Origin of the sequence: Canibacter zhoujuaniae (assembly GCF_011752005.1) — a bacterium.
GTDB lineage: Bacteria > Actinomycetota > Actinomycetes > Actinomycetales > Microbacteriaceae > Canibacter > Canibacter zhoujuaniae.
Map to the genome: position 1 here is coordinate 735,193 of NZ_JAAIJZ010000001.1, position 20,506 is coordinate 755,698.

General features: G+C 54.8%; 22 protein-coding genes. 8 read left to right on the forward strand and 14 right to left on the reverse strand.

What is annotated here, in order from left to right:
- Window positions 1-5: 5 nt before the first annotated feature.
- The gene (locus tag HCR00_RS03400; RefSeq protein ID WP_167142778.1) at window positions 6-422 is read right to left on the reverse strand and encodes a hypothetical protein; all 417 of its coding nucleotides are present in this window, start codon (window positions 420-422) and stop codon (window positions 6-8) included.
- A 138-nt stretch (window positions 423-560) separates the two neighbouring features.
- Between HCR00_RS03400 and HCR00_RS03405 the strand changes: the two genes are divergently transcribed.
- Complete coding sequence (locus HCR00_RS03405; protein ID WP_166987327.1) at window positions 561-812, forward strand: WhiB family transcriptional regulator; 252 nt, start codon at window positions 561-563, stop codon at window positions 810-812.
- 73 nt (window positions 813-885) lie between these two features.
- Here HCR00_RS03405 and argG read toward each other — a convergent pair whose 3' ends face one another.
- Together argG and HCR00_RS03415 are read right to left on the reverse strand one after the other, a co-directional pair.
- Window positions 886-2,307 (reverse strand): argininosuccinate synthase, encoded by a 1,422-nt coding sequence (gene argG / locus HCR00_RS03410; protein ID WP_167142780.1) that lies wholly within the window; start codon window positions 2,305-2,307, stop codon window positions 886-888.
- Between the two features lie 73 nt (window positions 2,308-2,380).
- On the reverse strand, window positions 2,381-3,223 hold the full coding sequence (locus HCR00_RS03415) for an aldo/keto reductase (RefSeq protein ID WP_167142783.1): 843 nt from the start codon (window positions 3,221-3,223) through the stop codon (window positions 2,381-2,383).
- A gap of 88 nt (window positions 3,224-3,311) precedes the next feature.
- Between HCR00_RS03415 and hrpA the strand changes: the two genes are divergently transcribed.
- On the forward strand, window positions 3,312-7,235 hold the full coding sequence (gene hrpA / locus HCR00_RS03420) for an ATP-dependent RNA helicase HrpA (RefSeq protein WP_167142787.1): 3,924 nt from the start codon (window positions 3,312-3,314) through the stop codon (window positions 7,233-7,235).
- On the opposite strand, the gene pcp is transcribed toward hrpA, so the two are convergent.
- The gene (gene pcp / locus HCR00_RS03425) at window positions 7,228-7,866 is read right to left on the reverse strand and encodes a pyroglutamyl-peptidase I (RefSeq protein ID WP_167142789.1); all 639 of its coding nucleotides are present in this window, start codon (window positions 7,864-7,866) and stop codon (window positions 7,228-7,230) included. The two genes, hrpA and pcp, sit on opposite strands and share 8 nt — an antisense overlap.
- Before the next feature lie 63 nt (window positions 7,867-7,929).
- On the opposite strand from pcp, the gene HCR00_RS03430 reads away from it, so the two are divergent.
- Window positions 7,930-9,984, forward strand: a complete 2,055-nt coding sequence (locus HCR00_RS03430; protein WP_167142792.1) for an NADPH-dependent 2,4-dienoyl-CoA reductase — start codon at window positions 7,930-7,932, stop codon at window positions 9,982-9,984.
- A 61-nt stretch (window positions 9,985-10,045) separates the two neighbouring features.
- Here HCR00_RS03430 and ychF read toward each other — a convergent pair whose 3' ends face one another.
- On the reverse strand, window positions 10,046-11,137 hold the full coding sequence (gene ychF / locus HCR00_RS03435; RefSeq protein WP_167142795.1) for a redox-regulated ATPase YchF: 1,092 nt from the start codon (window positions 11,135-11,137) through the stop codon (window positions 10,046-10,048).
- A 49-nt stretch (window positions 11,138-11,186) separates the two neighbouring features.
- On the opposite strand from ychF, the gene HCR00_RS03440 reads away from it, so the two are divergent.
- Window positions 11,187-11,987, forward strand: a complete 801-nt coding sequence (locus HCR00_RS03440) for a nitrilase-related carbon-nitrogen hydrolase (protein WP_167142798.1) — start codon at window positions 11,187-11,189, stop codon at window positions 11,985-11,987.
- Between the two features lie 51 nt (window positions 11,988-12,038).
- On the opposite strand, the gene HCR00_RS03445 is transcribed toward HCR00_RS03440, so the two are convergent.
- The 7 genes from HCR00_RS03445 to HCR00_RS03475 form a co-directional block, all read right to left on the reverse strand.
- Window positions 12,039-12,302: a GlsB/YeaQ/YmgE family stress response membrane protein gene (locus HCR00_RS03445; protein WP_166987303.1), complete on the reverse strand. Its 264-nt coding sequence runs from the start codon at window positions 12,300-12,302 to the stop codon at window positions 12,039-12,041.
- Between the two features lie 92 nt (window positions 12,303-12,394).
- Window positions 12,395-12,568 (reverse strand): CsbD family protein, encoded by a 174-nt coding sequence (locus HCR00_RS03450; RefSeq protein WP_166987300.1) that lies wholly within the window; start codon window positions 12,566-12,568, stop codon window positions 12,395-12,397.
- Window positions 12,569-12,592: 24 nt separating this feature from the next.
- The gene (locus tag HCR00_RS03455) at window positions 12,593-13,204 is read right to left on the reverse strand and encodes a hypothetical protein (RefSeq protein WP_167142801.1); all 612 of its coding nucleotides are present in this window, start codon (window positions 13,202-13,204) and stop codon (window positions 12,593-12,595) included.
- Window positions 13,204-13,770 (reverse strand): DUF6286 domain-containing protein, encoded by a 567-nt coding sequence (locus HCR00_RS03460; protein WP_167142804.1) that lies wholly within the window; start codon window positions 13,768-13,770, stop codon window positions 13,204-13,206. The genes HCR00_RS03455 and HCR00_RS03460 overlap by 1 nt, the downstream gene beginning before the upstream one ends.
- Window positions 13,767-14,105 carry a hypothetical protein gene (locus tag HCR00_RS03465; protein WP_166987291.1) on the reverse strand — a complete coding sequence of 113 codons (339 nt, stop codon included), beginning with the start codon at window positions 14,103-14,105 and terminating at the stop codon, window positions 13,767-13,769. Before HCR00_RS03465 ends, HCR00_RS03460 begins: the two co-directional genes overlap by 4 nt.
- Window positions 14,102-14,305 (reverse strand): DUF2273 domain-containing protein, encoded by a 204-nt coding sequence (locus tag HCR00_RS03470; protein WP_166987288.1) that lies wholly within the window; start codon window positions 14,303-14,305, stop codon window positions 14,102-14,104. The genes HCR00_RS03465 and HCR00_RS03470 overlap by 4 nt, the downstream gene beginning before the upstream one ends.
- Window positions 14,305-14,712 carry an Asp23/Gls24 family envelope stress response protein gene (locus HCR00_RS03475; RefSeq protein ID WP_166987285.1) on the reverse strand — a complete coding sequence of 136 codons (408 nt, stop codon included), beginning with the start codon at window positions 14,710-14,712 and terminating at the stop codon, window positions 14,305-14,307. Before HCR00_RS03475 ends, HCR00_RS03470 begins: the two co-directional genes overlap by 1 nt.
- A gap of 158 nt (window positions 14,713-14,870) precedes the next feature.
- Here HCR00_RS03475 and HCR00_RS03480 point away from each other — a divergent pair, with 158 nt between their 5' ends.
- The 3 genes from HCR00_RS03480 to HCR00_RS03490 are packed head-to-tail and all read left to right on the forward strand — an operon-like array spanning window position 14,871 to window position 16,322.
- Window positions 14,871-15,383 carry an RNA polymerase sigma factor gene (locus HCR00_RS03480; protein WP_243854520.1) on the forward strand — a complete coding sequence of 171 codons (513 nt, stop codon included), beginning with the start codon at window positions 14,871-14,873 and terminating at the stop codon, window positions 15,381-15,383.
- Complete coding sequence (locus HCR00_RS03485) at window positions 15,380-15,970, forward strand: hypothetical protein (protein ID WP_166987282.1); 591 nt, start codon at window positions 15,380-15,382, stop codon at window positions 15,968-15,970. Before HCR00_RS03480 ends, HCR00_RS03485 begins: the two co-directional genes overlap by 4 nt.
- Window positions 15,963-16,322 (forward strand): hypothetical protein, encoded by a 360-nt coding sequence (locus HCR00_RS03490; protein WP_167142807.1) that lies wholly within the window; start codon window positions 15,963-15,965, stop codon window positions 16,320-16,322. The genes HCR00_RS03485 and HCR00_RS03490 overlap by 8 nt, the downstream gene beginning before the upstream one ends.
- Before the next feature lie 58 nt (window positions 16,323-16,380).
- Here HCR00_RS03490 and HCR00_RS03495 read toward each other — a convergent pair whose 3' ends face one another.
- Entirely contained in the window at window positions 16,381-17,847 is a 1,467-nt protein-coding gene (locus HCR00_RS03495; protein ID WP_166987276.1) for an APC family permease, read from the reverse strand.
- Between the two features lie 184 nt (window positions 17,848-18,031).
- On the opposite strand from HCR00_RS03495, the gene HCR00_RS03500 reads away from it, so the two are divergent.
- Entirely contained in the window at window positions 18,032-19,318 is a 1,287-nt protein-coding gene (locus HCR00_RS03500; RefSeq protein WP_167142809.1) for a DNA recombination protein RmuC, read from the forward strand.
- A 30-nt stretch (window positions 19,319-19,348) separates the two neighbouring features.
- On the opposite strand, the gene glpX is transcribed toward HCR00_RS03500, so the two are convergent.
- Window positions 19,349-20,335 (reverse strand): class II fructose-bisphosphatase, encoded by a 987-nt coding sequence (gene glpX, locus HCR00_RS03505; RefSeq protein ID WP_166987270.1) that lies wholly within the window; start codon window positions 20,333-20,335, stop codon window positions 19,349-19,351.
- Window positions 20,336-20,506 lie beyond the last annotated feature (171 nt).

Consider the following 20,506-nt stretch of genomic DNA (forward strand, 5'->3'; position numbering starts at 1 on the left):
GTCATTCACTCCTGTGACGGCTCTGTCTCGAGGTTGGGGCGAGCCTTAAGCGCACAAATAAAACCGCCGATTGAAATTACTACAAGCGCCCAGGCGAGCACCAACTGCTGACCAAACAGGCCTTGAAAAAGACTGACCGCAACCGCAAACACACCCACCTGCAGAGTTAGGCTGAGTGCGCGAGACCAAGGCTTGGCACGCCACGCGCCGGCAAGCGCGGTGAGAGCCCAACCGAGGCAGAGAATCGCCATTATCAGTAGCAGAATTAGATCGTGATAGGGCTCGTTATGAGCTGCCAAAGCTCCACGGGCGACGCGATAGACGAGCCCGAATGCAAGGAGCACTTCGAGCAGCAGAATAGCGCGCAAACCAAGCCAGAAAATACGGGTAGCCGCCACATCATCAGATGTTGATTTGATCAACTTTGCCTAACTCTTCGGAAATAAAAAATGCTTGATAAGCCCCAATAACTATGCCACCATTTTAGTCTGTGGTGTCACAACCAGATGCCACGTATTACACACAGCGCAAAAACAGTGCGCAAGGAAGGGGCGTCAGCAATGACTTGGCGTGAGAAAGCGGCTTGCCTCACCGTAGACCCCGAGATTTTTTTCCCGGTGGGCAACACTGGCCCGGCTCTCGAGCAGATCGAGCGAGCAAAATCAGTGTGTGCGAGCTGCAAAGTAACAGACCAGTGCCTGCAATACGCAATGGATTCAAATCAGGATCACGGCGTTTGGGGCGGGCTCAGCGAAGATGAGCGTCGTGCACTGAAGCGCCGCGCGGCAAGAGCGCGACGCGCACACGCATAACCAGTCGCTAACAAAAATAGCGGGGCTCCCAGAGATGGGGCGCCCCGCTAGACTTTTCTAACCTTCTGTTTGCTCAGTCAGTGCCGGCATCAAAGGCCGCAGACAGACCGAGCTGATCACCCACTGCATCAATATCAGCATCAACATCAGCAATCTGCGCTGCAGCACCCTGCTCGAGTTCCCCAACAAGCTCTGCGGTTGGGCCGCCCACGAGACCGAGATTTGCATACTGTTCAAGGCGGGCACGGCTGTCTGCAATATCCAGGTTGCGCATAGTGAGCTGGCCGATACGATCCTCAGGGCCAAACGCCGCATCACCGACGCGCTCCATTGACAGCTTCTCAGGGTGGTAGCTGAGTGCTGGGCCGGTGGTGTTTAAAATCGTGTAGTCGTCACCGCGTCTAAGGCGTAAGGTGACCTCGCCCGTGATTGCTGAGGCAACCCACCGCTGCAGCGACTCACGCAGCATCAGCGACTGCGGGTCAAGCCAACGCCCCTCATACATTAGGCGACCAAGACGGCGACCCTGCTCGTAATATGTCTCAATGGTTGCTTCATTGTGAATTGCATTCAGCAACCGCTCGTAGCAGACGTGCAGCAGCGCCATCCCCGGAGCTTCATAAATACCACGAGATTTTGCCTCAATAATGCGGTTTTCAATCTGATCGCTGACGCCGAGCCCGTGCCGACCACCGATCTCGTTCGCAGCAAAAACCAACTCAACAGGGTTGTCATACTCCTTGCCGTTGATTGCCACAGGGCGCCCCGCCTCAAAACGCACAGAGACTTCCTCAGTAGCGACCTCAACATCTTCGCGCCATGCGGCAACACCCATAATCGGCTCAACCGCGTCAAGGCCGGTGTCGAGAAATTCGAGAGTTTTCGCCTCATGGGTTGCGCCCCAAATGTTGGCGTCGGTTGAATACGCCTTTTCAGCCGAATCGCGATACGGGTAGCCGTGCTCGACCAGCCACTCGCTCATCTCCTGCCGGCCGCCAAGCTCTGACACAAAATCAGCGTCAAGCCACGGTTTATAAATGCGCAACGCAGGGTTAGCCATCAAACCGTAACGGTAGAAGCGCTCAATGTCGTTTCCCTTGTAGGTTGAGCCATCACCCCAGATTTCTACGCCGTCCTCCTTCATTGCGCGCACGAGCATAGTGCCGGTCACAGCGCGCCCAAGCGGAGTGGTGTTGAAATATGTCTTGCCTGCGGAGCGCACGTTAAACGCACCACACTGCAGGGCAACAAAGCCCTCTTCCACCAGGGGCAGCTTCGCATCAATAAGCCGCGCTATTTCAGCGCCGTACTCTTTTGCGCGACCGGCAACACCGGCGATATCCGGCTCATCGTACTGACCGATATCAGCAGTGTAGGTGCATGGTATCGCCCCTTTATCGCGCATCCACGCAACCGCGCATGAGGTGTCAAGCCCACCCGAAAATGCGATACCGACGCGCTCACCAACTGGCAGAGAAGAAAGAACTTTAGACATACTCACTATTCTACTGCCAATACAGAGGCTGAGAATCAGAGAGCTCTGCCCTTAGCTGCCTCACATCTCTGCGTTAACCGTTCATATCAAACGGGTTTGATCCGCTGGCTTCAGCCCGCTCTAAGGCATCGAGCGCAGTCATCTCAGCGGCTGTGAGTTCAAAGTCAAAAATGGCAGCGTTCTCTTTGAGTCGCTCCACGCTGCGTGTTTTTGGAAAAACAACAAAATCATGCTGCACATGCCACCGCAACACAATTTGTGCGGGCGTTTTGCCGTGAGCGTTAGCCGCTGCGGTCACCGCGGAATCCTGCAGCAGTGTTGCCCGACCGCGCGCTAGTGGGCTCCAGGCTTCCACCACAATTCCAAGTGCGCGACAGTAATCCACCAGCTCTCGCCGTTGGTGGTGCGGATGCAGCTCGATCTGATTTACCGCGGGCACAATGCCGGTTTCTGAAATGATTTGCTCTAGATGCAAAATCTCAAAATTCGACACACCGATGTTGCGCACCAGACCCCGCTCTTGAGCCTTAATAAGCCCCTTCCAGGCTGTTGGGGCGGTGCCTCGTTTAGGTGTCGGCCAGTGAATCAAGAATAGATCTAGATAGTCAAGGCCGGCTCGTTCCAAGCTACCCTCGAGAGCTTTTTCAGCCTGCAAATGGTCGTCATGCCAGAGTTTGCTGGTTATAAACAGCTCTTCCCGCTGCACTTTTCCGGCGTCTATTGCCTGCTTTACAGCACGCCCGACACCCTCTTCATTGCGGTAGAGTTTCGCGGTGTCGATGTGACGATATCCCAGCTCGATGGCCGCAGCAACTATCCGTTCAGCCTCATCGTTTTCAAGTTTGTACGTTCCAACCCCAAAACGATCCAGCGCGTCTCCCGAACGCAGCGCAATCTGTGGAAATTCAAAACCCATAATTCCAAGCTACCTAAATCTCTCTGGCACAAGCCTGAATTGCAGCGCTCATAAAGTCATAGCTCCTCCCGGTACGCTTATTAGTGTTATGAATCGAGCACGCGCAGAGGTAATCGAGTTTCCGGAGCACCTGCCGGTCTCAGGCATGCGCGACGAAATAAGCAAAGCAATTAGCGCGCATCAGGTCGTTATTGTGGCGGGTGAAACCGGCTCAGGCAAAACAACGCAGCTGCCAAAAATTGCCCTCTCTCTCGGGCGCAAGGCTATTGCGCACACCCAACCTCGCCGCATCGCAGCTCGCGCAGTCGCTGAACGCATAGCTGAAGAGCTCGGATCAGAACTCGGCAAAACCGTCGGTTACCAAGTGCGGTTTACCGATAAGTCAAACGCTGAAACACGCATCAAACTGATGACAGACGGTATTTTGCTCAATGCAATTCATCACGATCGCCTGTTAAAACGCTACGACACAATTATCATCGACGAAGCGCATGAACGCTCCCTAAACATAGACTTCCTGCTCGGCTATTTAAAGACGCTGCTGCCCAAGCGCCCCGACCTGAAGGTCATCATAACCTCGGCAACAATCGATCCAGAATCTTTTGCTGCGCACTTTAATGACGCGCCGATTATTTCTGTTTCTGGGCGCACCTATCCCGTAGAAGTGCGCTATCGTCCGCTAATTACGGTGACACAAACCACTGAAGGCAAAACTTTACGCACCGAACGTGATCTACACGAAGGTATTTGCGATGCGGTCGCCGAGCTCCTTCCCGAAACACCCGGCGACATTCTCGTGTTTTTGGCCGGTGAGGGCGATATTCGTGATGCCGCAGATGCGCTGCAGGGTCGTTTTAAATCACTGCCGGCCGGGCGCACGCTTGAGGTGCTGCCGCTCTATGGGCGGCTGTCGGCTGCAGACCAGCATCGTGTGTTCTCTCCCACTGCTCCTGGAGTGCGGCGCGTTGTGCTCGCAACCAATGTTGCTGAAACATCGCTGACAGTGCCCGGAGTCACCGCGGTTATCGATTCAGGCACCGCTCGTATCTCGCGCTACTCGAGCAAATCTAAAGTGCAACGACTCCCAATTGAGGCTGTTGCTAAGGCGAGCGCGACGCAGCGCGCCGGGCGCGCCGGGCGCACTTCCCCCGGCATCGCGATCCGCCTCTATAGCGAAGCAGATTTTCTTAGCCGCCCGGAGTTTAGCGACCCAGAAATTCTGCGCACCGGGCTCGCCTCTGTGCTGCTGCAGATGCTGTCACTGCGTCTGGGTGAGGTGCGCAAATTCCCTTTTCTCACTCCCCCAGACCCGCGCGGTGTCCGTGATGGGCTCGCACTGCTGTCAGAGATCGGCGCGCTGCAAGGCAAAAGCATCACTCCTGTCGGACGGGTAATCGCCCGGCTGCCGCTCGAGCCACGCTATGCCCGCATGGTGATTGAGGCTAAGCGTTACGGTGTGCTCGATCGTGTTTTGCCGCTTGTTGCCGGGCTGACGATCCCTGACGTGCGCGAACGGCCGGAAGAGCAGCGCGCAAAGGCAGATAGCCTGCACGCGCGTTTTAAGGATCCGCTCGGTGATCTGCACACCCTGCTGAATTTGTATGACCATCTGCGAGAGGCGCAAGCATCCCAAGGATCGAGCGCGTTTAGACGCCAGTTGAAGAGTGAATTTTTGAATGTTGTGCGGGTGCGGGAGTGGTTTGATCTTGTGCGGCAGCTCGAGCAGGCATGCCGCGACATCGAACTTCCAAAAAACCTGCGCGAGAAGCATCCCACAGCGCCAGGCACAGCCAGCGAACTGGTGCTCTACTGTGCGCTAGCGGGACTGCTCTCACACCTCGGGGTGCGCAGTGAGCTTGACAGCGGCAAGACAGAGCGCGCAAAGCTTGCTGCACGCGGTCGCAACAACGGCCATAAGCAGGCTCGCGGCAGTGAATATCTCGGATCACGCGGCACCCGTTTCACGATCTTCCCCGGTTCCGTGCTCGCAAAAAACCCACCCGATTTTGTGATGGCGGTCGAGCTAGTAGAAACCAGCCGCTTGTTCGCACGCATGAATGCGAAAATTGATCCGGTATGGGCAGAATCACTTGCCGGCTCACTAGCCAAAAGCTCAATTAGCGAGCCCACCTGGAGTGCGAGCCGCGGTAGCGCTATCGCATATGAAAAAGTAACCCTCTTTGGGGTGCCGATTGTAGGCCGCAGACGCGTGCAGCTTTCCAAGTTTGACCGCAGGCTAGCACGGGAACTCTTTATACGTGAGGCGCTTGTTGCGGGCGATTGGCGTGAACAGCACACTTTTGACAGGCACAATCATGCGCTGCGCCGTGAGTTAGAGCAGCTTGAAGAACAAACCCGACAGCGCGGTCTGGTGGGTGATGAAACAGCCGTTTATGCTTTCTACGATGAACGCATTCCCGACTTTATAACCTCAGCAACAGACTTTAATACCTGGTGGGGTAAAACAAAAAAACGTGAGCCCAAGTTTCTGCACCTCGGCAAAGCAGATTTAATCTCTGCTGCAGCACAAACCACCGCGGCAGCAGCCAGCCTAGATTTTCCACGCGTTTGGCAGTTTGGAGACCAACAGCTGGGGTTGAAGTATCGTTTTGAGCCCGGCGCAAGCGACGATGGCGTGACCGTGACTGTCCCGCTGCCGCTGCTGCCGCGTCTAGACGAGTCAGCATTTGAAAAACTGGTGCCGGGGCTCCGTCACGAGCTTGTTGCAGCGCTTATCAAAACTCTTCCGAAACCAATCCGCAAACACGTTGTGCCCGCAAACCAGTGGGCTACTGTTTTACTCGATGCAACAAGCGGCGAGATCACCGGAGACTCACAACAGGCCTTAACCGCTGCTCTCGCAAAAGAGATTCGGCGCCGCGCTTCAGTGCCTGTGACAGCCGACGATTTTGATCTCGACCGGCTGCCTTCGCACCTCAGACCGACCTTCCGTGTAGTTGACGCACGCGGGCGCACACTCGAAACCAGTAAAAACCTCGCGGAGCTTCAAAATAAGCATCAAAGCTCTGCAACGAAAAACGTTGCTGCGGTTGCGCAGCGCGAACTACCAAAGCAGGCTTTAGAGCAGCAGCACCTCACCGCTTGGCCAACCCTTAAGCCCGACAACATCATTCCAGAATTTCTGGACGCAAAGTTTTCGCAGGCGCGTGCACGAGCGGCGGGATCGGTGCGCGCGTACCCGTGCCTGATCGATAAGGGCAAAAGTGTTGACCTGGTCTTAGCTGCCGATAAACAAACTGCCACGGCGCAGCACCGTCTAGGAGTGCGTCGCCTGATAGCGCTGTCTAGCCCGCCGCTGGGCAGTTACATTCGCGAGCACCTAACACAACAAGAAAAACTTTTGCTCGCGCAGAGCCCCTACAACTCCCTAGATGATCTGATCGCCGATATCGCCCTAGCTATTGCCGAGCAGGCAGCGATAGATGCCAGCGCGAACGGTGATGGGCTTATCTATGCGCAGGCAGATTTTGACAAAGCAACTCAAAATTTTGCAGGCAGGGTTTTAGCAGACAGTTATTCGCTAATTTCGGTTGTTGTTAAGATTGCTGACGCTGCTCGCGCAGCAAAACAGGCGATTAATAGCGCAAAGAGTCTTACCGTGCTCAGCCAAGTATCTGACGCCGCTACCCAACTGGGGCAGCTCTACTTCGCCAGCCAGCGGGGCAAAGGTTTCATCAGCAACATCGGGGTGCTGCGGTTGCCACGACTTGTCACTTATTTAAAGGCAATCGAGTTTCGCCTAGAGCAGCTCGCGGCCAACCCGGGGCGTGACCGGGCAAACCAAAACGAGATCGAGGCTGTCACAGCAGAGTTTATTAAAGCGGGCGGCACGCTCCCCCTTAAGGATGCAGCACCACACTCGCTTCGTAGCGTTCGCTGGCAGCTGGAAGAATTGCGCGTCAGTCTTTTTGCCCAGCAGCTCGGCACAGCAGAAAAAGTGTCACCACAGCGCATCCGAAAGGCGCTCACTGAGCTCTCACCCGCTAGTTGAGGGTGCCCTCAGACACTTCCAGATCCTTTTCTAACCCGACAGCCGCGCTAATCATTTCAGACAGCCCGCGCACAGTTTCTGCCAAAGGCATCGCAGGCACACCGGGACGCTTCGCAACCTGCTCAGGTAGGTATGGAATATGCACAAACCCCGCTCTTGTATCGGGGCGCTCCCGTAGTTCGTGCAGCGTGACATACATTAGGTGGTTGCAGACAAATGTGCCCGCACTGTACGAAACCTGTGCTGAAAGCCCTGCTTCTCGCGCTGCCCGCACCATTGCCTTGACCGGGAGTGTTGCAAAATAGGCGGCGGGCCCATCCGCGATGACGGGTGCATCAAGCGGGGCATATCCGGCGTTGTCAGGAATTCGCGCATCCTGAAGATTTATCGCCACCCGCTCTGCGTTAAGACCAGAGATGCCACCGGCCTGCCCGACACACAGCACAATATCCGGGCTGTGCTGCGCAATAAGCTCCCGCATCAAAATCGTTGACTGCATAAACTCTGTCGGCACCTCGGCTTTAATGATTGCTGCTCCAGCTATTTCATCAGGCAGCGCAAACACCGCCTCTCGCGCCGGGTTAATCTCTTCACCATCGAACGGATCAAAGCCTGTAACCAAAATTCTCATCTCACACCCCTTCCAATCAAGGGTACCGAAACTTAAGCGGTGCATCTCTGGCAGACTATTGCTATGTCTACGGCGATGTATCCACACCTGCTGTCACCCCTCAAAGTTGGCGCACTGCAGCTAAAAAATCGCGTCATTATGGGCTCTATGCACTTAGGCGTTGAGGAGCAGGCTGATGGGCTGCAGCGAATGGCCGCTTTCTACGCCGAACGCGCCGCTGGCGGTGCCGCTCTCATCATCACCGGCGGCATCGCACCGAATTCAGCCGGGCGCCTCACCGCTGACGGCACAGTGCTAGACACTGAGGCTGCAGCGCACCAGCATCGCACAATCACAACAGCGGTGCACAACGCGGGTGGGCTTATCGCCGCACAGCTGCTGCACGCGGGCCGCTACGGAGCGCACACAGAACTGGTTGCCCCGTCGGCGATCCAAGCACCCATTAGCCCATTAACTCCGCGGCAGCTGAGCGCAAATGAGGTTGCTGACACAATCGCAGATTTTGCGCGCGCGGCAAAACTTGCGCAGCTAGCCGGCTACGACGGGGTCGAGATTATGGGATCTGAGGGGTATCTCATCAACCAGTTCCTAGCTCCCCGCACCAATCAGCGCACCGACGAGTGGGGTGGATCCGCCGCCAAGCGACACCGCTTCGCGGTTGAGATTGTGCGGCGAGTGCGAGAGGAAGTGGGAGATAACTTCGCAATAATCTTTAGACTTTCAATGCTCGACCTGGTTGCAGACGGCTCAGAGCTTGCAGAGGTGCTGGAACTGGCACGCAAAATTGAAGCGGCCGGAGCAGATATGCTCGGCACCGGCATAGGCTGGCATGAATCTCGAGTGCCAACCATTGCGACAACTGTGCCGCGCGGCGCATTCACTTGGATAACAGACCGCGTGGCACGCGCAGTAACAATTCCGGTCTCAGCAACGAACCGGATCAACACCCCCGACTTGGCTGAAAAAATTTTGGCAGATACAGCTGCGAGCGCGGTCACCCTAGCACGCCCTTTTCTCGCCGATCCGCAGTTTGTGCAGAAAGCCAGCGCCGGCCGTGCGCAGCACATCAATACCTGCATCGCCTGCAACCAGGCCTGCCTAGATCATGTTTTCAGCGGCAAACCCGCCTCGTGTTTGGTAAATCCGCGTGCGGGGCGAGAAACAGAGCTTGTTATTGCTCCAGCAGTTAAAACGAAACAGATTGCCGTGGTGGGGGCCGGGCCCGCCGGGCTTTCATGCGCAGTCACTCTCGCCCAGCGGGGGCACAGTGTCACCCTGTTTGACAGCGACACGAAGATCGGCGGCCAACTCAACATTGCGATGCAAATTCCGGGTAAGACGGAGTTTGCCGAAACACTCAGATACTTTAAGACGCAGCTTGCAGCACACGGGGTGACCGTAAAACTTGGGCGTGAGGTCAGCGCCGCATCATTAACGCAGGGCGGTTTTGATGAGGTGGTGCTTGCGACAGGTGTTACCCCGCGCAGACCTGAGCTGCCCGGGGTTGATCTCCCGCATGTGAAGAGCTATCTCAGCGTGCTCCGCGATGGTGCGCCGGTTGGGCGTCGGGCGCTAATTCTTGGTGCCGGCGGGATCGGTTTTGATACCGCACTTTTTCTGACAGCGTCCGACGGTGATTCTGATCACGATTCAAGCAGCGAGAGCCCGGAAGCGACTGCGACGTTTCTGCGCGACTGGGGTGTTGACCCTGAGTATCGCGCACAGGGCGCACTCACCCGACCGGCGTCGCGCAGTGCCGTGCCGCGGCAGGTGACAATGCTACAGCGCAGCAGCGGAAAGCCGGGGGCGCGGCTGGGTAAAACAACCGGCTGGATTCATCGTGCCGAGCTGCAGCAGCGTGGCGTGCAGCTATTCGGCGGGGTTGAATACCTCGCGATAGAAGAGGCCGGTCTCCGGGCACGGATCGATGGTAAAGAGCGTCTGCTCGAAGCCGACACAATTGTGTTGTGCACAGGGCAGGAAACAAATCGCCTGCTGGCAGACAGTCTCGACGCAGCCGGAGTTAAGTATCACTTAATCGGTGGCGCGCACACAGCTAGCGAGCTAGACGCAAAACGCGCGATCCGCCAGGGCACTGAGTTGGGTGCCGCACTGTGATCCTGTTTGCGGTTGTGCCTCAACGAGGGTGACTGCGCACGGTGTGAGGCAGTGCGCCCGCCTACTTTTTTCCGGCGGAAACGTTGCCGTGCCGCCACTCGCACACGTCACCGTCGCGCATAATATAGTCTTTGCCCTCAAGGCGCACTTTACCCGCGGCTTTTGCCTCAGCCATTGAGCCGGCGGCAACGAGATCATCAAACGACACGATCTCGCCCTTAATAAAGCCCTTCTCAAAATCGGTGTGGATCACACCCGCTGCTTGCGGCGCGGTAGCACCCTTCTTCACTGTCCAGGCACGGGCTTCTTTCGGGCCTGCTGTGAGGTAGGTCTGCAGGCCGAGGGTTTCAAAGCCAACACGCGCGAGCTGATCCAGACCGCTCTCCTCCTGCCCAACAGATTCGAGCAGCTCTTGCACATCAGCCTCATCTAACCCGACAAGCTCGCTCTCAAGCTTGGCATCCAAGAAAATCGCTTTCGCCGGCGCCACGAGCGCTGCCAGCTCATCATGACGTGCCTTATCGGTGAGCACGGTCTCATCAACGTTAAACACGTATAAGAAAGGCTTTGCGGTTAGTAGGCCAAGTTCGCGAATTGGGTCAAGGTCAAGCTCTGATGCAGAGAGCATTTTGCCCTCGCTGAGTATCGCAACTGCCTCACGGGCTGTCTCTAACACGGTCGGGTCGAGTTTCTTTGCCTTCACCTCTTTTTCATAACGAACGATCGCTTTTTCGAGGGTCTGCAGGTCTGCCAGGGCTAACTCGGTGTTGATGGTCTCCATGTCGCTCGCCGGGTCGACCCGCCCATCAACATGCACAACGTCGTCATCTGCAAAGCCGCGCACAACCTGCGCAATCGCATCGGCTTCCCGAATGTTTGCAAGGAACTGATTTCCAAGCCCCTCACCCTCACTCGCGCCCCGCACGATACCCGCGATATCAACGAAAGACACAGGCGCTGGCAAAATACGCTCGCTGCCGAAAATCTCAGCCAGCTTATGAAGGCGCGCATCAGGCAGGTTTACCACGCCGATATTTGGCTCAATTGTTGCGAAAGGATAGTTCGCAGCGAGCACATTATTCCTGGTCAGCGCATTAAAAAGCGTTGACTTGCCGACATTTGGAAGACCTACGATACCGATTGTTAAAGCCACGCACCTATTCTAGTCTGCTGTCGCTAAAATAAACTCCGAGGAGGGATAAATGATTGATGTTCGAGTTCTGCAAGTTGCCAGCGATGACGCAGAACCAGTTGCGGCGCGGATCGCCCGTGTCACAGAGCTTATCCGTGCGCAGGCGGGCGCAAACCTGATAGTTCTGCCTGAGCTGTGGGCGACCGGGTTTTTAAATTTTGACCGCTATGCGCATGACGCTGACGAGTTTGCGGCAGAGCTTAAGGAGCTTGGGGCGAATCTTGCAACAGAGCTAAACTGCACCGTGCACCTGGGCAGCATCACAACCCGTGATGCATCAGGCGGTGTGCGCAACACATCACTTATTTATGAACCCGGAACAAAAGCGCAAGCTCCCTCCCTTTGCTACGACAAAATTCATCCGTTTGCTAACGAAAAAGACTATGTCGAGCGGGGCTCAGCAATTCCAGAAAACCTCACACTTTCGTCAGGGCTACAGCTCACCACAAATATCTGTTTTGATTTACGGTTTGCCGGCCTCTGGGACGAGCAGCGGCGCCGCGGTGCGGAACTGTTTATTAACTCTGCCGCGTGGGCTCTCTCGCGCGCACCACACCGCGCCGCTCTTTTACGAGCTCGCGCCATTGAGCAGCAGTCGTTTGTGATCGGATCAGACAGCACCGGTGTGCAAAGCGGCACCGAATTCAGCGGTCACAGTATGGTGATATCTCCCACAGGTGAAGTTATCGCTGCTGCAGAGAGCCGAGCTGAGCAGGTTGTGCGAGCGCAGCTTGATCCGCTCGCAGTTGCTGAGGCACGAGCTAATTTCCCTATCTTTGATAGGCGTCTCGATTCTTACCGCGATATATAAAAAACTGCCCCGGAGCTAACACCCCGGGGCAGACTTATATGTTCTGGTAAATTAGCGACCCTTGCGGCCTGTGATCAGACCCCAAACGAGCAGCACTACCAACGAACCGCCGATAGCGAGCGCCCAAGTCTGGAATGACCAGAAGTTCTGCAGGTCAGCATTGAACAGGAGGCTGCCAAGCCAACCGCCAACTAGCGCGCCAACAACGCCAAGCAGGAGGGTTACAAAGAACCCGCCGCCCTGCTTACCCGGCATAATCAATTTCGCAATCGCACCAGCGATAAGACCGAGCACGATCCATGCTAAAAAGCCCATTATTTTCTCCTTACTTAGCACTCAAGACTCTCAGCTTTAAGATTCTTGCGCTACCGATCCCCTATCCGGGATCACATATATCTTTTTAACTATTAGCCTTTGAAAACGTCTTTAACGTCTTCAACCTTCTGCTTTACCTTAGCGGAACCCTGATCAACCTGACCTTCAGCTTCAAGCTGCTCATTGTCAGTTACCTTGCCTACGGCTTCTTTGATCTTGCCGCCAACGTTTTCAGCAGCGTTCTTGATCTTGTCATCGAGACCCATAATTATTCCTCCTAAATTTTCAGGTTACAGCACGCGCTGTTCACCCAGGAGTGCCGAGCGCACTCCATTCTTGATTTCAAATACGATTACTGGTTCATAACCGAGCAGCTGCACAAATTCGTCCGCTGCTTGCTGACAGGCCCGAGTTACCTCACTCAGGTGTGCGCCACGACGAGTGTCAACACGCACCTTCAGAGCACGCTGTTTGCCTGTGTTTCGCGCGGTTACATGCGCTGCAGCAATAGCTTTGTGCCCCTCAAGCCTAGGCTTGAGCAGATCTTCGGCAAATGAACCCTGCAGCATAACAGCCCCGGCGGTGGTGCTGTCGTTATTTGCGCTGCGTTTGTAGAAATGCCCAACTCGCCCTGAGGACTGCGCAAATATATGCAGCAGTGCGAATAAAGCAAGCAGTGCACAGATTACTATGACCGCAATTGCGGGCCAGGCTGCAGGCAGCTGCACTCCGGCGACAGACTCTGTGCGGGTAACATCTGCGACCCCCGCTGCAACATCGTGCCAGGTATCCTGCACCTGCGGCACGAATTGAAAAGCGAGTAGCGCAGCCCCTGTCACGAGCAGTATAAGACCGAAAAGAAGCAGTGCAATACGATTGAGCCCACGTGGTGTGGTGTTCATTAGAGCTTCCCTTCCCTCGCAACGTGCACCGACACCGACAGTTCCGGTGTGAGCGCAAGACGGTCAAGTTCTTCGGCCACAGCATTTTCAGCTGCGTTCAAGTCCGGCTGCAAACCACTGATTGGCTGTAAATCAATATGCACTTTTCGCTTTGAAACGGTTGCTCGCGCCTGCTCTATTGGCACACCAGCAGCCAGTGCGGCTGTGGTTTCGAGACCGCCTGCGATCGCGCGATCGTCAATCACTACGGTGTTATTCTGGGAGGTCGCAGTGTGACGGTGCTGCCAACCGGGTTTTAACGCCGCAATTACAAGCAGCACTCCAAGCAGTGCCAGCACAATACCAGCACCGATAATCCACGGTTGAGTCACAGTCGCAGGATCGAACAGGAAGTCACGCATCTGAGGAGCGGGGACTATCAGATAGTGATCCACCAACAGATGTAACAGAATCTCAGTTATGATCCAAAAGCTGAACAGGATCACAAACACCGCGAGGATCGTTGCGAGGACGGCGCGGCTGGCGTTAGTTTCACGACGTATAATGCGCGCATACTTGTCACTCATCGCACCCTTCCTTTCTCAATCACTCGGGCACCTGAAATCTCAATCACAGATTTTCCTACTGCACGACCGGTAAGCTCGTGCACTCGTGCTGCGATCTGCTCACGAATCTGTTCCACCATTGCGGTTAGGGGGGCAACCGGGAGAGCAGCTCCCAAAGGCGGCAGTGCAATCGGTGCACGCACCTCAATTGAGAGCTTGCCCTCCTGATCCTCTACGTTTGTGCTAACACTTTTGATGTCTGAGCCCAGCAGATCTGCAGCCGTTGCAGACACCATGCGCTGCAACGCCTTTGGTGTGATGCGGGTTACACCCGCCACCTCTGCTGTTTTAATCATGAGGAACGACGACCTCTAATCACATCAGTGAGCGCACGAACATCTAGGCGACCCTCTACGATGCGCACGACGAGCGCACCGATGGCCATTGCAATAACCACAACAAAGGTCTTCCAGAATCCGAGCTCGAACAGACTGATCGCGATTATCGCAGCGATCAGCATTCCGGCAGCGGTATTTCCGATCAGTTTGTTATTCATTAGCTAACTCGTGGCTCTTCGTCTTCGTCGTCGTTCTCTTGTACGTGCACATCATTGATGGTCACGTTTACCTCAGCAACATCCATGCCAACCAGCTCGATGATTGCCTTTGCAGCTGCCTCACGGATACGGTCACTCAGCTCCTGCAGCGCAACTGGGTATTCAGCTACAACTGAGATGTCTGCCGCAACCTGCTGCTCGCCAACCTCAACTGATACACCCTGTGCGTGATCGGTGTTACCTACTACACCGCGGATTGCACCAGCCACACGAGCTGCGCCGCCGCCGAGAGCGTGCACACCCGGGATTTCGCGGATTGCGATACCGGTGAGCTTTGCAACTACTGAATCATCGATTACGGTCTTGCCGTTGATCCCGCTTGGGTTTACTACGTCTACGTTTTCCATTTCTGTTTTCCTTTCGTGCTTGGATAGGATTACTAATAAGTCGCAATCAAACTGCAATTCGTCACAAAAAAGTTCAAAATATTTTTTAGATACATTCAGGACGAGGAGATTTCGCTATTTACAGGCAACGTCTTAAACAGTTAGAAGACGACGCCCTGGTGTCTAGAGCGCAGGACGGCGATACTGTCGCGTTCACAATTCTGCTTTCCCGCTACACCGGCATGATGATTGCCTACGCCACTCGTATCACTGGCTCACGCACGAACGCAGACGACGCGGTACAGGAAGCTTTTGTCACAGCCTGGCAGAAGCTCGACACTATCCAAGATCCGCACAAAGTGAAGAGTTGGTTAATGCGCATCGTCAGCCACAAGGCTATTGACACGGTTCGCGGTTTAAAAGATCACAGCTCTGACCAGTTAGAGACGCACATTGCTGCAGAGAACACCGGGCCGGAACAGCAGATCGAGATAAACTCCCAAATTGAGACTCTCGAGCAGCTGTTAAACCGACTGCCGGATCTGCAACGACAAGCGTGGGTAATGCGAGAAATTGGTGGTTTAAGTTACCAGGAGATAGCAGATAGCCTGGAGCTGCCCCTCAGCACAGTCCGCGGTGCAATTGCAAGGGCACGACAATCATTAATCGCCGGAATGGAGGTGTGGAAGTGACCGAACAGCAGAAACAGAATTCAGAGATTAACTTTGACGAAATCAATGACTTTTTCGACAACGCAGGTGAAGCTCTGCAGGATCGTTTCGAGTCTGACCCGCACGCCTCACACGTGTTACAACAGCTAGGCCGTCTGCGTTCGTTGACAGCTGAGGTTAGTAAACGCTCAAGCGCAGCTATTGAAACCAGCGCCGACTGGTGGGAGCAGCTCACGACGTTGATTATCGCTGATTCTCGTCCGGGTCGAGTCATCCCCCTCGGTAAAGCCACAGAGTCACAGGAGTTGGGAATTACCGAAGGCGCCGTAAAAGCGCTAATCCGTGATGCTAGTGACGCTATTGAAAGCTGTTTGGTAACTAAGATCGAGCTGCCAGCTGAGATTACCGAGCCGGGTGCTCAAATCACCGTTAAGTTGCGGGCGAGTGTTGCCTCTGACGTCTCTGTGAAACCAGCGGCAGATGCGATACGCGCAGCGGTGAGTAAAAAACTCAAAACTCACACAACCCTCGATATTGCCGCTATAGATGTGCAAGTATCAGATGTGGTTGTTTTCCCGACTAACCCTGCGGGAGAAAACAATGAGTGAATCTAAAGAGTCTCTCGAATTTTTAGATTTGCAGCAGCTCTCTCGCCGGTTATCGGCTGGGCTTGAGAGCCATCCTGCAGTTCTTAGCCTAACCCGAATACCTGCTCGCACGCAGGTTAATCAGGCTGTCAGCGCACTGCGCGAGCTGGTGGTAAATCCAGCATCTAAACTGCTCCAGGTTGACGTTGAGAGCGGCCAGCTGACTATTTCAGGAGCGGTGCGGGTGCGCGGATCAGAGCCGGCTCCCCGAACCACAGAGGCTCTTGCTGATTTGTTGCGACAGGAAGCGGCAGAGCTGGTGCCTGAAATATCCAAGGTGCGCATCTGTCTCATAGTCACCAGCGTTGACTAACAGCAAAAGGTGTTTGTAAGCCCGAAGAAGTGGGCCTACAAACACCTTTTGATTGTGACTAGCGCGCCTTTTTGCGCATATGCCGCTCTTCAATAACCTGCAGCACTTGGGTCTCTGACAGCGGTCCGGGCTTAATACCACCGGGCACTCGCATTGTGAAGTAGAGCCCAAAGAGCCACCACAGACCAAAGATTACCCACGACTGCCATGACAGATCAGCCGCCCACGGAATGCCTGGGATGTAGCAGGTAATCAAGAATATGGTGATTGCGATAGCTAGGTAGCCAATCAGTTTACCGCCGAGACCGCGACCACCAATCCAGAGTGGGCGCTCCATATCTGGCTCGCGATAACGCAGCACAACAAACGAAATAGCAACCATCATGTATGCGATGACAACCATTGGTGAGCTGGCGTCAACGACCCAGACCAGGGTTGAGCGCCCAAAAAATGGCGCGACCGTAGCAAACAGGCCGAGCAGGATAACTGCGTTCATCGGAGTGCCAAATTTTGGATGCACATAGGCGAGCCATCTTGGCAGCATGCCACCGCGGGCGAGCGAGTACAGCAGCCGTGCCGCACCCATTTGCAGTGAGTTCCAAGAGGTCAAAATACCGGCGAGACCGGCGGCAACAATTAGGTTTGCAATGAACTTGCTGCCTCCAAATAGAGCTGCAAAACCGTCAGCGGCTGGCAGTTCAGAGTTTGCCAATTCGCTCGCATCAAGCGCGACAGAAACACCGAAAATAATCAGCATGTACCAGATCGCGGCGACAACAACCGAGTTGAATGACAGCATACCGATTTTCCGTGACGGCAGATTTGCTTCTTCCGCTGTCTGTGGGATCACGTCGAAACCAACGAACATGAACGGCACAACAACCAAAACAGAAACAAATCCGGCTAGGCCGCCAGTTTCCCTATCGCCAAAAAACGGCTCGAGTTTGGTCATATCGCCGCCGATAAAAACACCGCACAGCTGCAGTGCTCCAACAGCGAACAGGAACACAACAACAAAAATTTGCACGTTGGTTGCAAACTTCACGCCAAGGACGTTAATAATTGTGATCAGGATTGCTGTAACTGAGCCCGCTGCGACCCAGAGAGCGTACACCTCAAAATTATCAACGGTGTACATATATCCTTTATCGAGCGGCACGATGTATCCGAGCGCGCGCGGCAGCGCAACAGACTCGAAGGCGATAACCGCGGAGTAACCGCCCGTGATTGCCCAGGAGCCAAATAACGACCAGCGCGGGCCTAAGGCGCGCATAATGTAGTTGTGCTCACCGCCTGCGTGCGGCATAGCCGCTACCAGCTCTGCGTAAACCAGTGCGACAACGCCCATCATGAGGCCACCGATTAGGAACGCTAGGATTGCGCCGAAGGATCCCGCTTTCATGATCCAATCGCCAACCAGGATGACCCAGCCGAAGCCTACCATTGCACCAACGCCGAGCGACAGCACACCGAAACTGCCGACTTCTTTCTTCAACTCGGAAGAGTGCGGAGTAATTTGTGACATATTGCCTCCCTTGGCAAAAATTCACACCAACGTATTTTTAATAGCTATCCGGCAAAACCAGATTTACTTATCTTAATACGGTTAGTCTTAATTTTTTGACTTTCTCGCAAAATAAGATGAGGTTATATGCGTAATCGTTTTAAGGCGGTTATAAAATCATAGACCCTTGTGAAAAGGTTGTTACATGAACACAATCACCGCACTATTTGTGGTTCTCGCAGCACTGTTAGCAGGAGCCGGCTTCGCTTATTTCATAACTAAGGCCATCTGGTCTGCAAAGCTAGAAAGCGCAGCTGAGACAGCACGCCTTGCTGCTGTGCAGCAAACACAGGCTGAGCTAGCACCGCAGTTGGCTGCGGCTGACGCAGCACGCAGTGCGGCTGAACGCGAGTGCGCCGCCGCACAGGCACAGCTTGCGGCGCTGCGTGAACAAATAGCGCAGTATCAAGAACGGGAAACAGAACGCGCAAATCAGCAGGCGGAGGAGCGTGAAATTATTACCACGCTTGGGCCAATTCGAGAGACTCTCGACGCGCTGCAAAAAAGAGTCAACACGCTCGACAAAACTAACGCAGAGAAGCTGTCACAGCTTTTTACACAGTTGGGCAAATCTCAGCAGGCTGAACAACAGCTGCTCGGCACAGCGCAGCAGCTCGCAAACACGCTGAGCAACACTAATAAACGCGGCAGCTGGGGTGAGATGACGCTCAAACGCTTGCTAGAGCAGTCGCACCTGCAACCAAACATCGACTATTTCGAACAGGCGCAAACAGATTCTGCAGACGATAATGGCCGCCCAGATTTCATTGTTAAGGTGCCCGGTGGCGGCTCTATCGTCATCGATGCAAAGGTGCCGCTGCTTGACAGCACTGCAGAGGGCGTAGACGAAAATAAGCTACACATCGCACTCGCCAAAAAAATCAACGGGCACATTTCAAAGCTTTCGACGCGCAACTACGCTGATGTCGTAGACGGTTCGCCAAGCTTTGTGATTGCTTTCCTACCGTCTGAAGCAATCCTGTCTCAGGCACTCAACGGTGACAGCAATCTACTCAGTAACGCTTTTAAAAAACGTGTGGTGCTTGCAACTCCGGTTACGCTGTGGTCGGTGCTTGAGAGCGTTGCGGGTCTGTGGCGTCAGGCGAAGGTCACTGAAGAGGCGCAGGAGGTTATAAATCTCGGGCGCCGTTTTACCGCGGGGCTCGCCATCAACTCTAGACACCTGGGAAAGCTTGGTCGCACCCTCACAACCGCAGCAAAAGACTACAACCAGTTTCTTGGCTCGTTTGAACGCAGCGCTATCTCCCCCGCGCGCAAACTGGCCGAGATTAATCCCGATCTCTTCGACCTTGGGAAAGAGCTCACCGCAGTTACAGAACGCCCACGTGATGAGTCAGACTCAAAGCTGCTGCGCGAGTTTGCAGCTGGTGAGCTCACCGCAGCGCCCGAAACAGCTCCTGAGACTGAGTAGCTGTCGCGGTTTACCCGTAAAGAAAACCGGCTACACTCCCCAGCGGTCTTCGCGCATATCAGAGATAACGCGGCGAATAGTGCCTGAGTGCGAACGCATCACAATGCTCTCGGCCCGCAGGAACGGCCCCCGGCGGCGCACACCCTCAATAAAATCAGAGCTTGTAATACCGGTTGCTACAAAATAAGTGTTATCGCTGGTAACAAGTGTGTTCTGATCGAGCACAGCGTCAAGGTCGTGACCGGCGTCTAAGGCCTTCTGGCGCTCTTCGTCGTCCTTCGGAGCCAACACGCCCTGAATCTGACCACCAAGCGCCTTCACCGCACAGGCTGTGATAATTCCTTCGGGGGTGCCGCCCACCCCAACGCAGATGTCTACGCGAGAGTCAAAGCTTGCAGCGTTTACTCCGGCTGCAACATCGCCGTCTAAGAAGAGCTGCACACCCGCTCCTGCTTCACGGATATCTGTAATCAACTGGTCGTGACGCGGGCGGTCGAGCACAGCCACTCGAATATCTGAGGTTTCGACACCCTTTACTTTCGCGAGCGCGCGAATGTTTTCACCGATCGGTTTCCGAATGTCTACTACGCCAACGCCCTCTGGCCCGACCACAAGCTTATTCATATAAAAAACTGCGGAGGGATCGTACATGCTCCCCCGGTCGGCGACGGCAATCACAGAGAGCGCTCCCGGCCTGCCGTCAGCGGTTAGACGAGTGCCATCGATCGGATCAACGGCGACGTCGCACTGTGCTCCCATGCCGTTACCCACACGCTCGCCATTGTAGAGCCACGGGGCATCGTCTTTTTCACCCTCACCGATAACAACCGTGCCGTTCATAGACACAGTAGACAAAAAACGTCGCATAGCATCTACGGCTGCACCGTCAGCAGCGTTCTTATCGCCACGACCAACGAACGGTGTTGCCCTAATTGCTGCAGCTTCTGTTGCGCGCACCAGCTCCATGCCCAGGTTGCGGTCTGGCTGCCAGTCGTGCAACCGTAGCTCGTCACTCATTCTTTGTCTCCAAACTTGATCTGCGCAAATTATGCGGCGCGTATCTTTTCAGTACCTCTAGCCTAACTACGAACCGTGCCGAAGGTGCGGCAACCGCCTGTTTCTGCGGTTAAAAAATTAAATATCACTCTCTTCCTAGTTCCATCGTGATGGAACGCAACGTAGACTTAA

Bases quoted from the DNA above. Each gene is read 5' to 3' on its own strand.
- argG (WP_167142780.1), bottom strand. From the start codon at position 2,307: ATGTCTAAAGTTCTTTCTTCTCTGCCAGTTGGTGAGCGCGTCGGTATC.
- HCR00_RS03500 (WP_167142809.1), top strand. From the start codon at position 18,032: ATGAACACAATCACCGCACTATTTGTGGTTCTCGCAGCACTGTTAGCA.
- glpX (WP_166987270.1), bottom strand. From the start codon at position 20,335: ATGAGTGACGAGCTACGGTTGCACGACTGGCAGCCAGACCGCAACCTG.
- HCR00_RS03415 (WP_167142783.1), bottom strand. From the start codon at position 3,223: ATGGGTTTTGAATTTCCACAGATTGCGCTGCGTTCGGGAGACGCGCTG.
- HCR00_RS03440 (WP_167142798.1), top strand. From the start codon at position 11,187: ATGATTGATGTTCGAGTTCTGCAAGTTGCCAGCGATGACGCAGAACCA.
- HCR00_RS03405 (WP_166987327.1), top strand. From the start codon at position 561: ATGACTTGGCGTGAGAAAGCGGCTTGCCTCACCGTAGACCCCGAGATT.
- HCR00_RS03445 (WP_166987303.1), bottom strand. From the start codon at position 12,302: ATGGGCTTTTTAGCATGGATCGTGCTCGGTCTTATCGCTGGTGCGATT.
- pcp (WP_167142789.1), bottom strand. From the start codon at position 7,866: ATGAGAATTTTGGTTACAGGCTTTGATCCGTTCGATGGTGAAGAGATT.
- HCR00_RS03490 (WP_167142807.1), top strand. From the start codon at position 15,963: ATGAGTGAATCTAAAGAGTCTCTCGAATTTTTAGATTTGCAGCAGCTC.
- HCR00_RS03495 (WP_166987276.1), bottom strand. From the start codon at position 17,847: ATGTCACAAATTACTCCGCACTCTTCCGAGTTGAAGAAAGAAGTCGGC.
- HCR00_RS03450 (WP_166987300.1), bottom strand. From the start codon at position 12,568: ATGGGTCTCGATGACAAGATCAAGAACGCTGCTGAAAACGTTGGCGGC.
- HCR00_RS03430 (WP_167142792.1), top strand. From the start codon at position 7,930: ATGTCTACGGCGATGTATCCACACCTGCTGTCACCCCTCAAAGTTGGC.
- HCR00_RS03455 (WP_167142801.1), bottom strand. From the start codon at position 13,204: ATGAACACCACACCACGTGGGCTCAATCGTATTGCACTGCTTCTTTTC.
- HCR00_RS03470 (WP_166987288.1), bottom strand. From the start codon at position 14,305: ATGAATAACAAACTGATCGGAAATACCGCTGCCGGAATGCTGATCGCT.
- HCR00_RS03475 (WP_166987285.1), bottom strand. From the start codon at position 14,712: ATGGAAAACGTAGACGTAGTAAACCCAAGCGGGATCAACGGCAAGACC.
- hrpA (WP_167142787.1), top strand. From the start codon at position 3,312: ATGAATCGAGCACGCGCAGAGGTAATCGAGTTTCCGGAGCACCTGCCG.
- HCR00_RS03460 (WP_167142804.1), bottom strand. From the start codon at position 13,770: ATGAGTGACAAGTATGCGCGCATTATACGTCGTGAAACTAACGCCAGC.
- HCR00_RS03465 (WP_166987291.1), bottom strand. From the start codon at position 14,105: ATGATTAAAACAGCAGAGGTGGCGGGTGTAACCCGCATCACACCAAAG.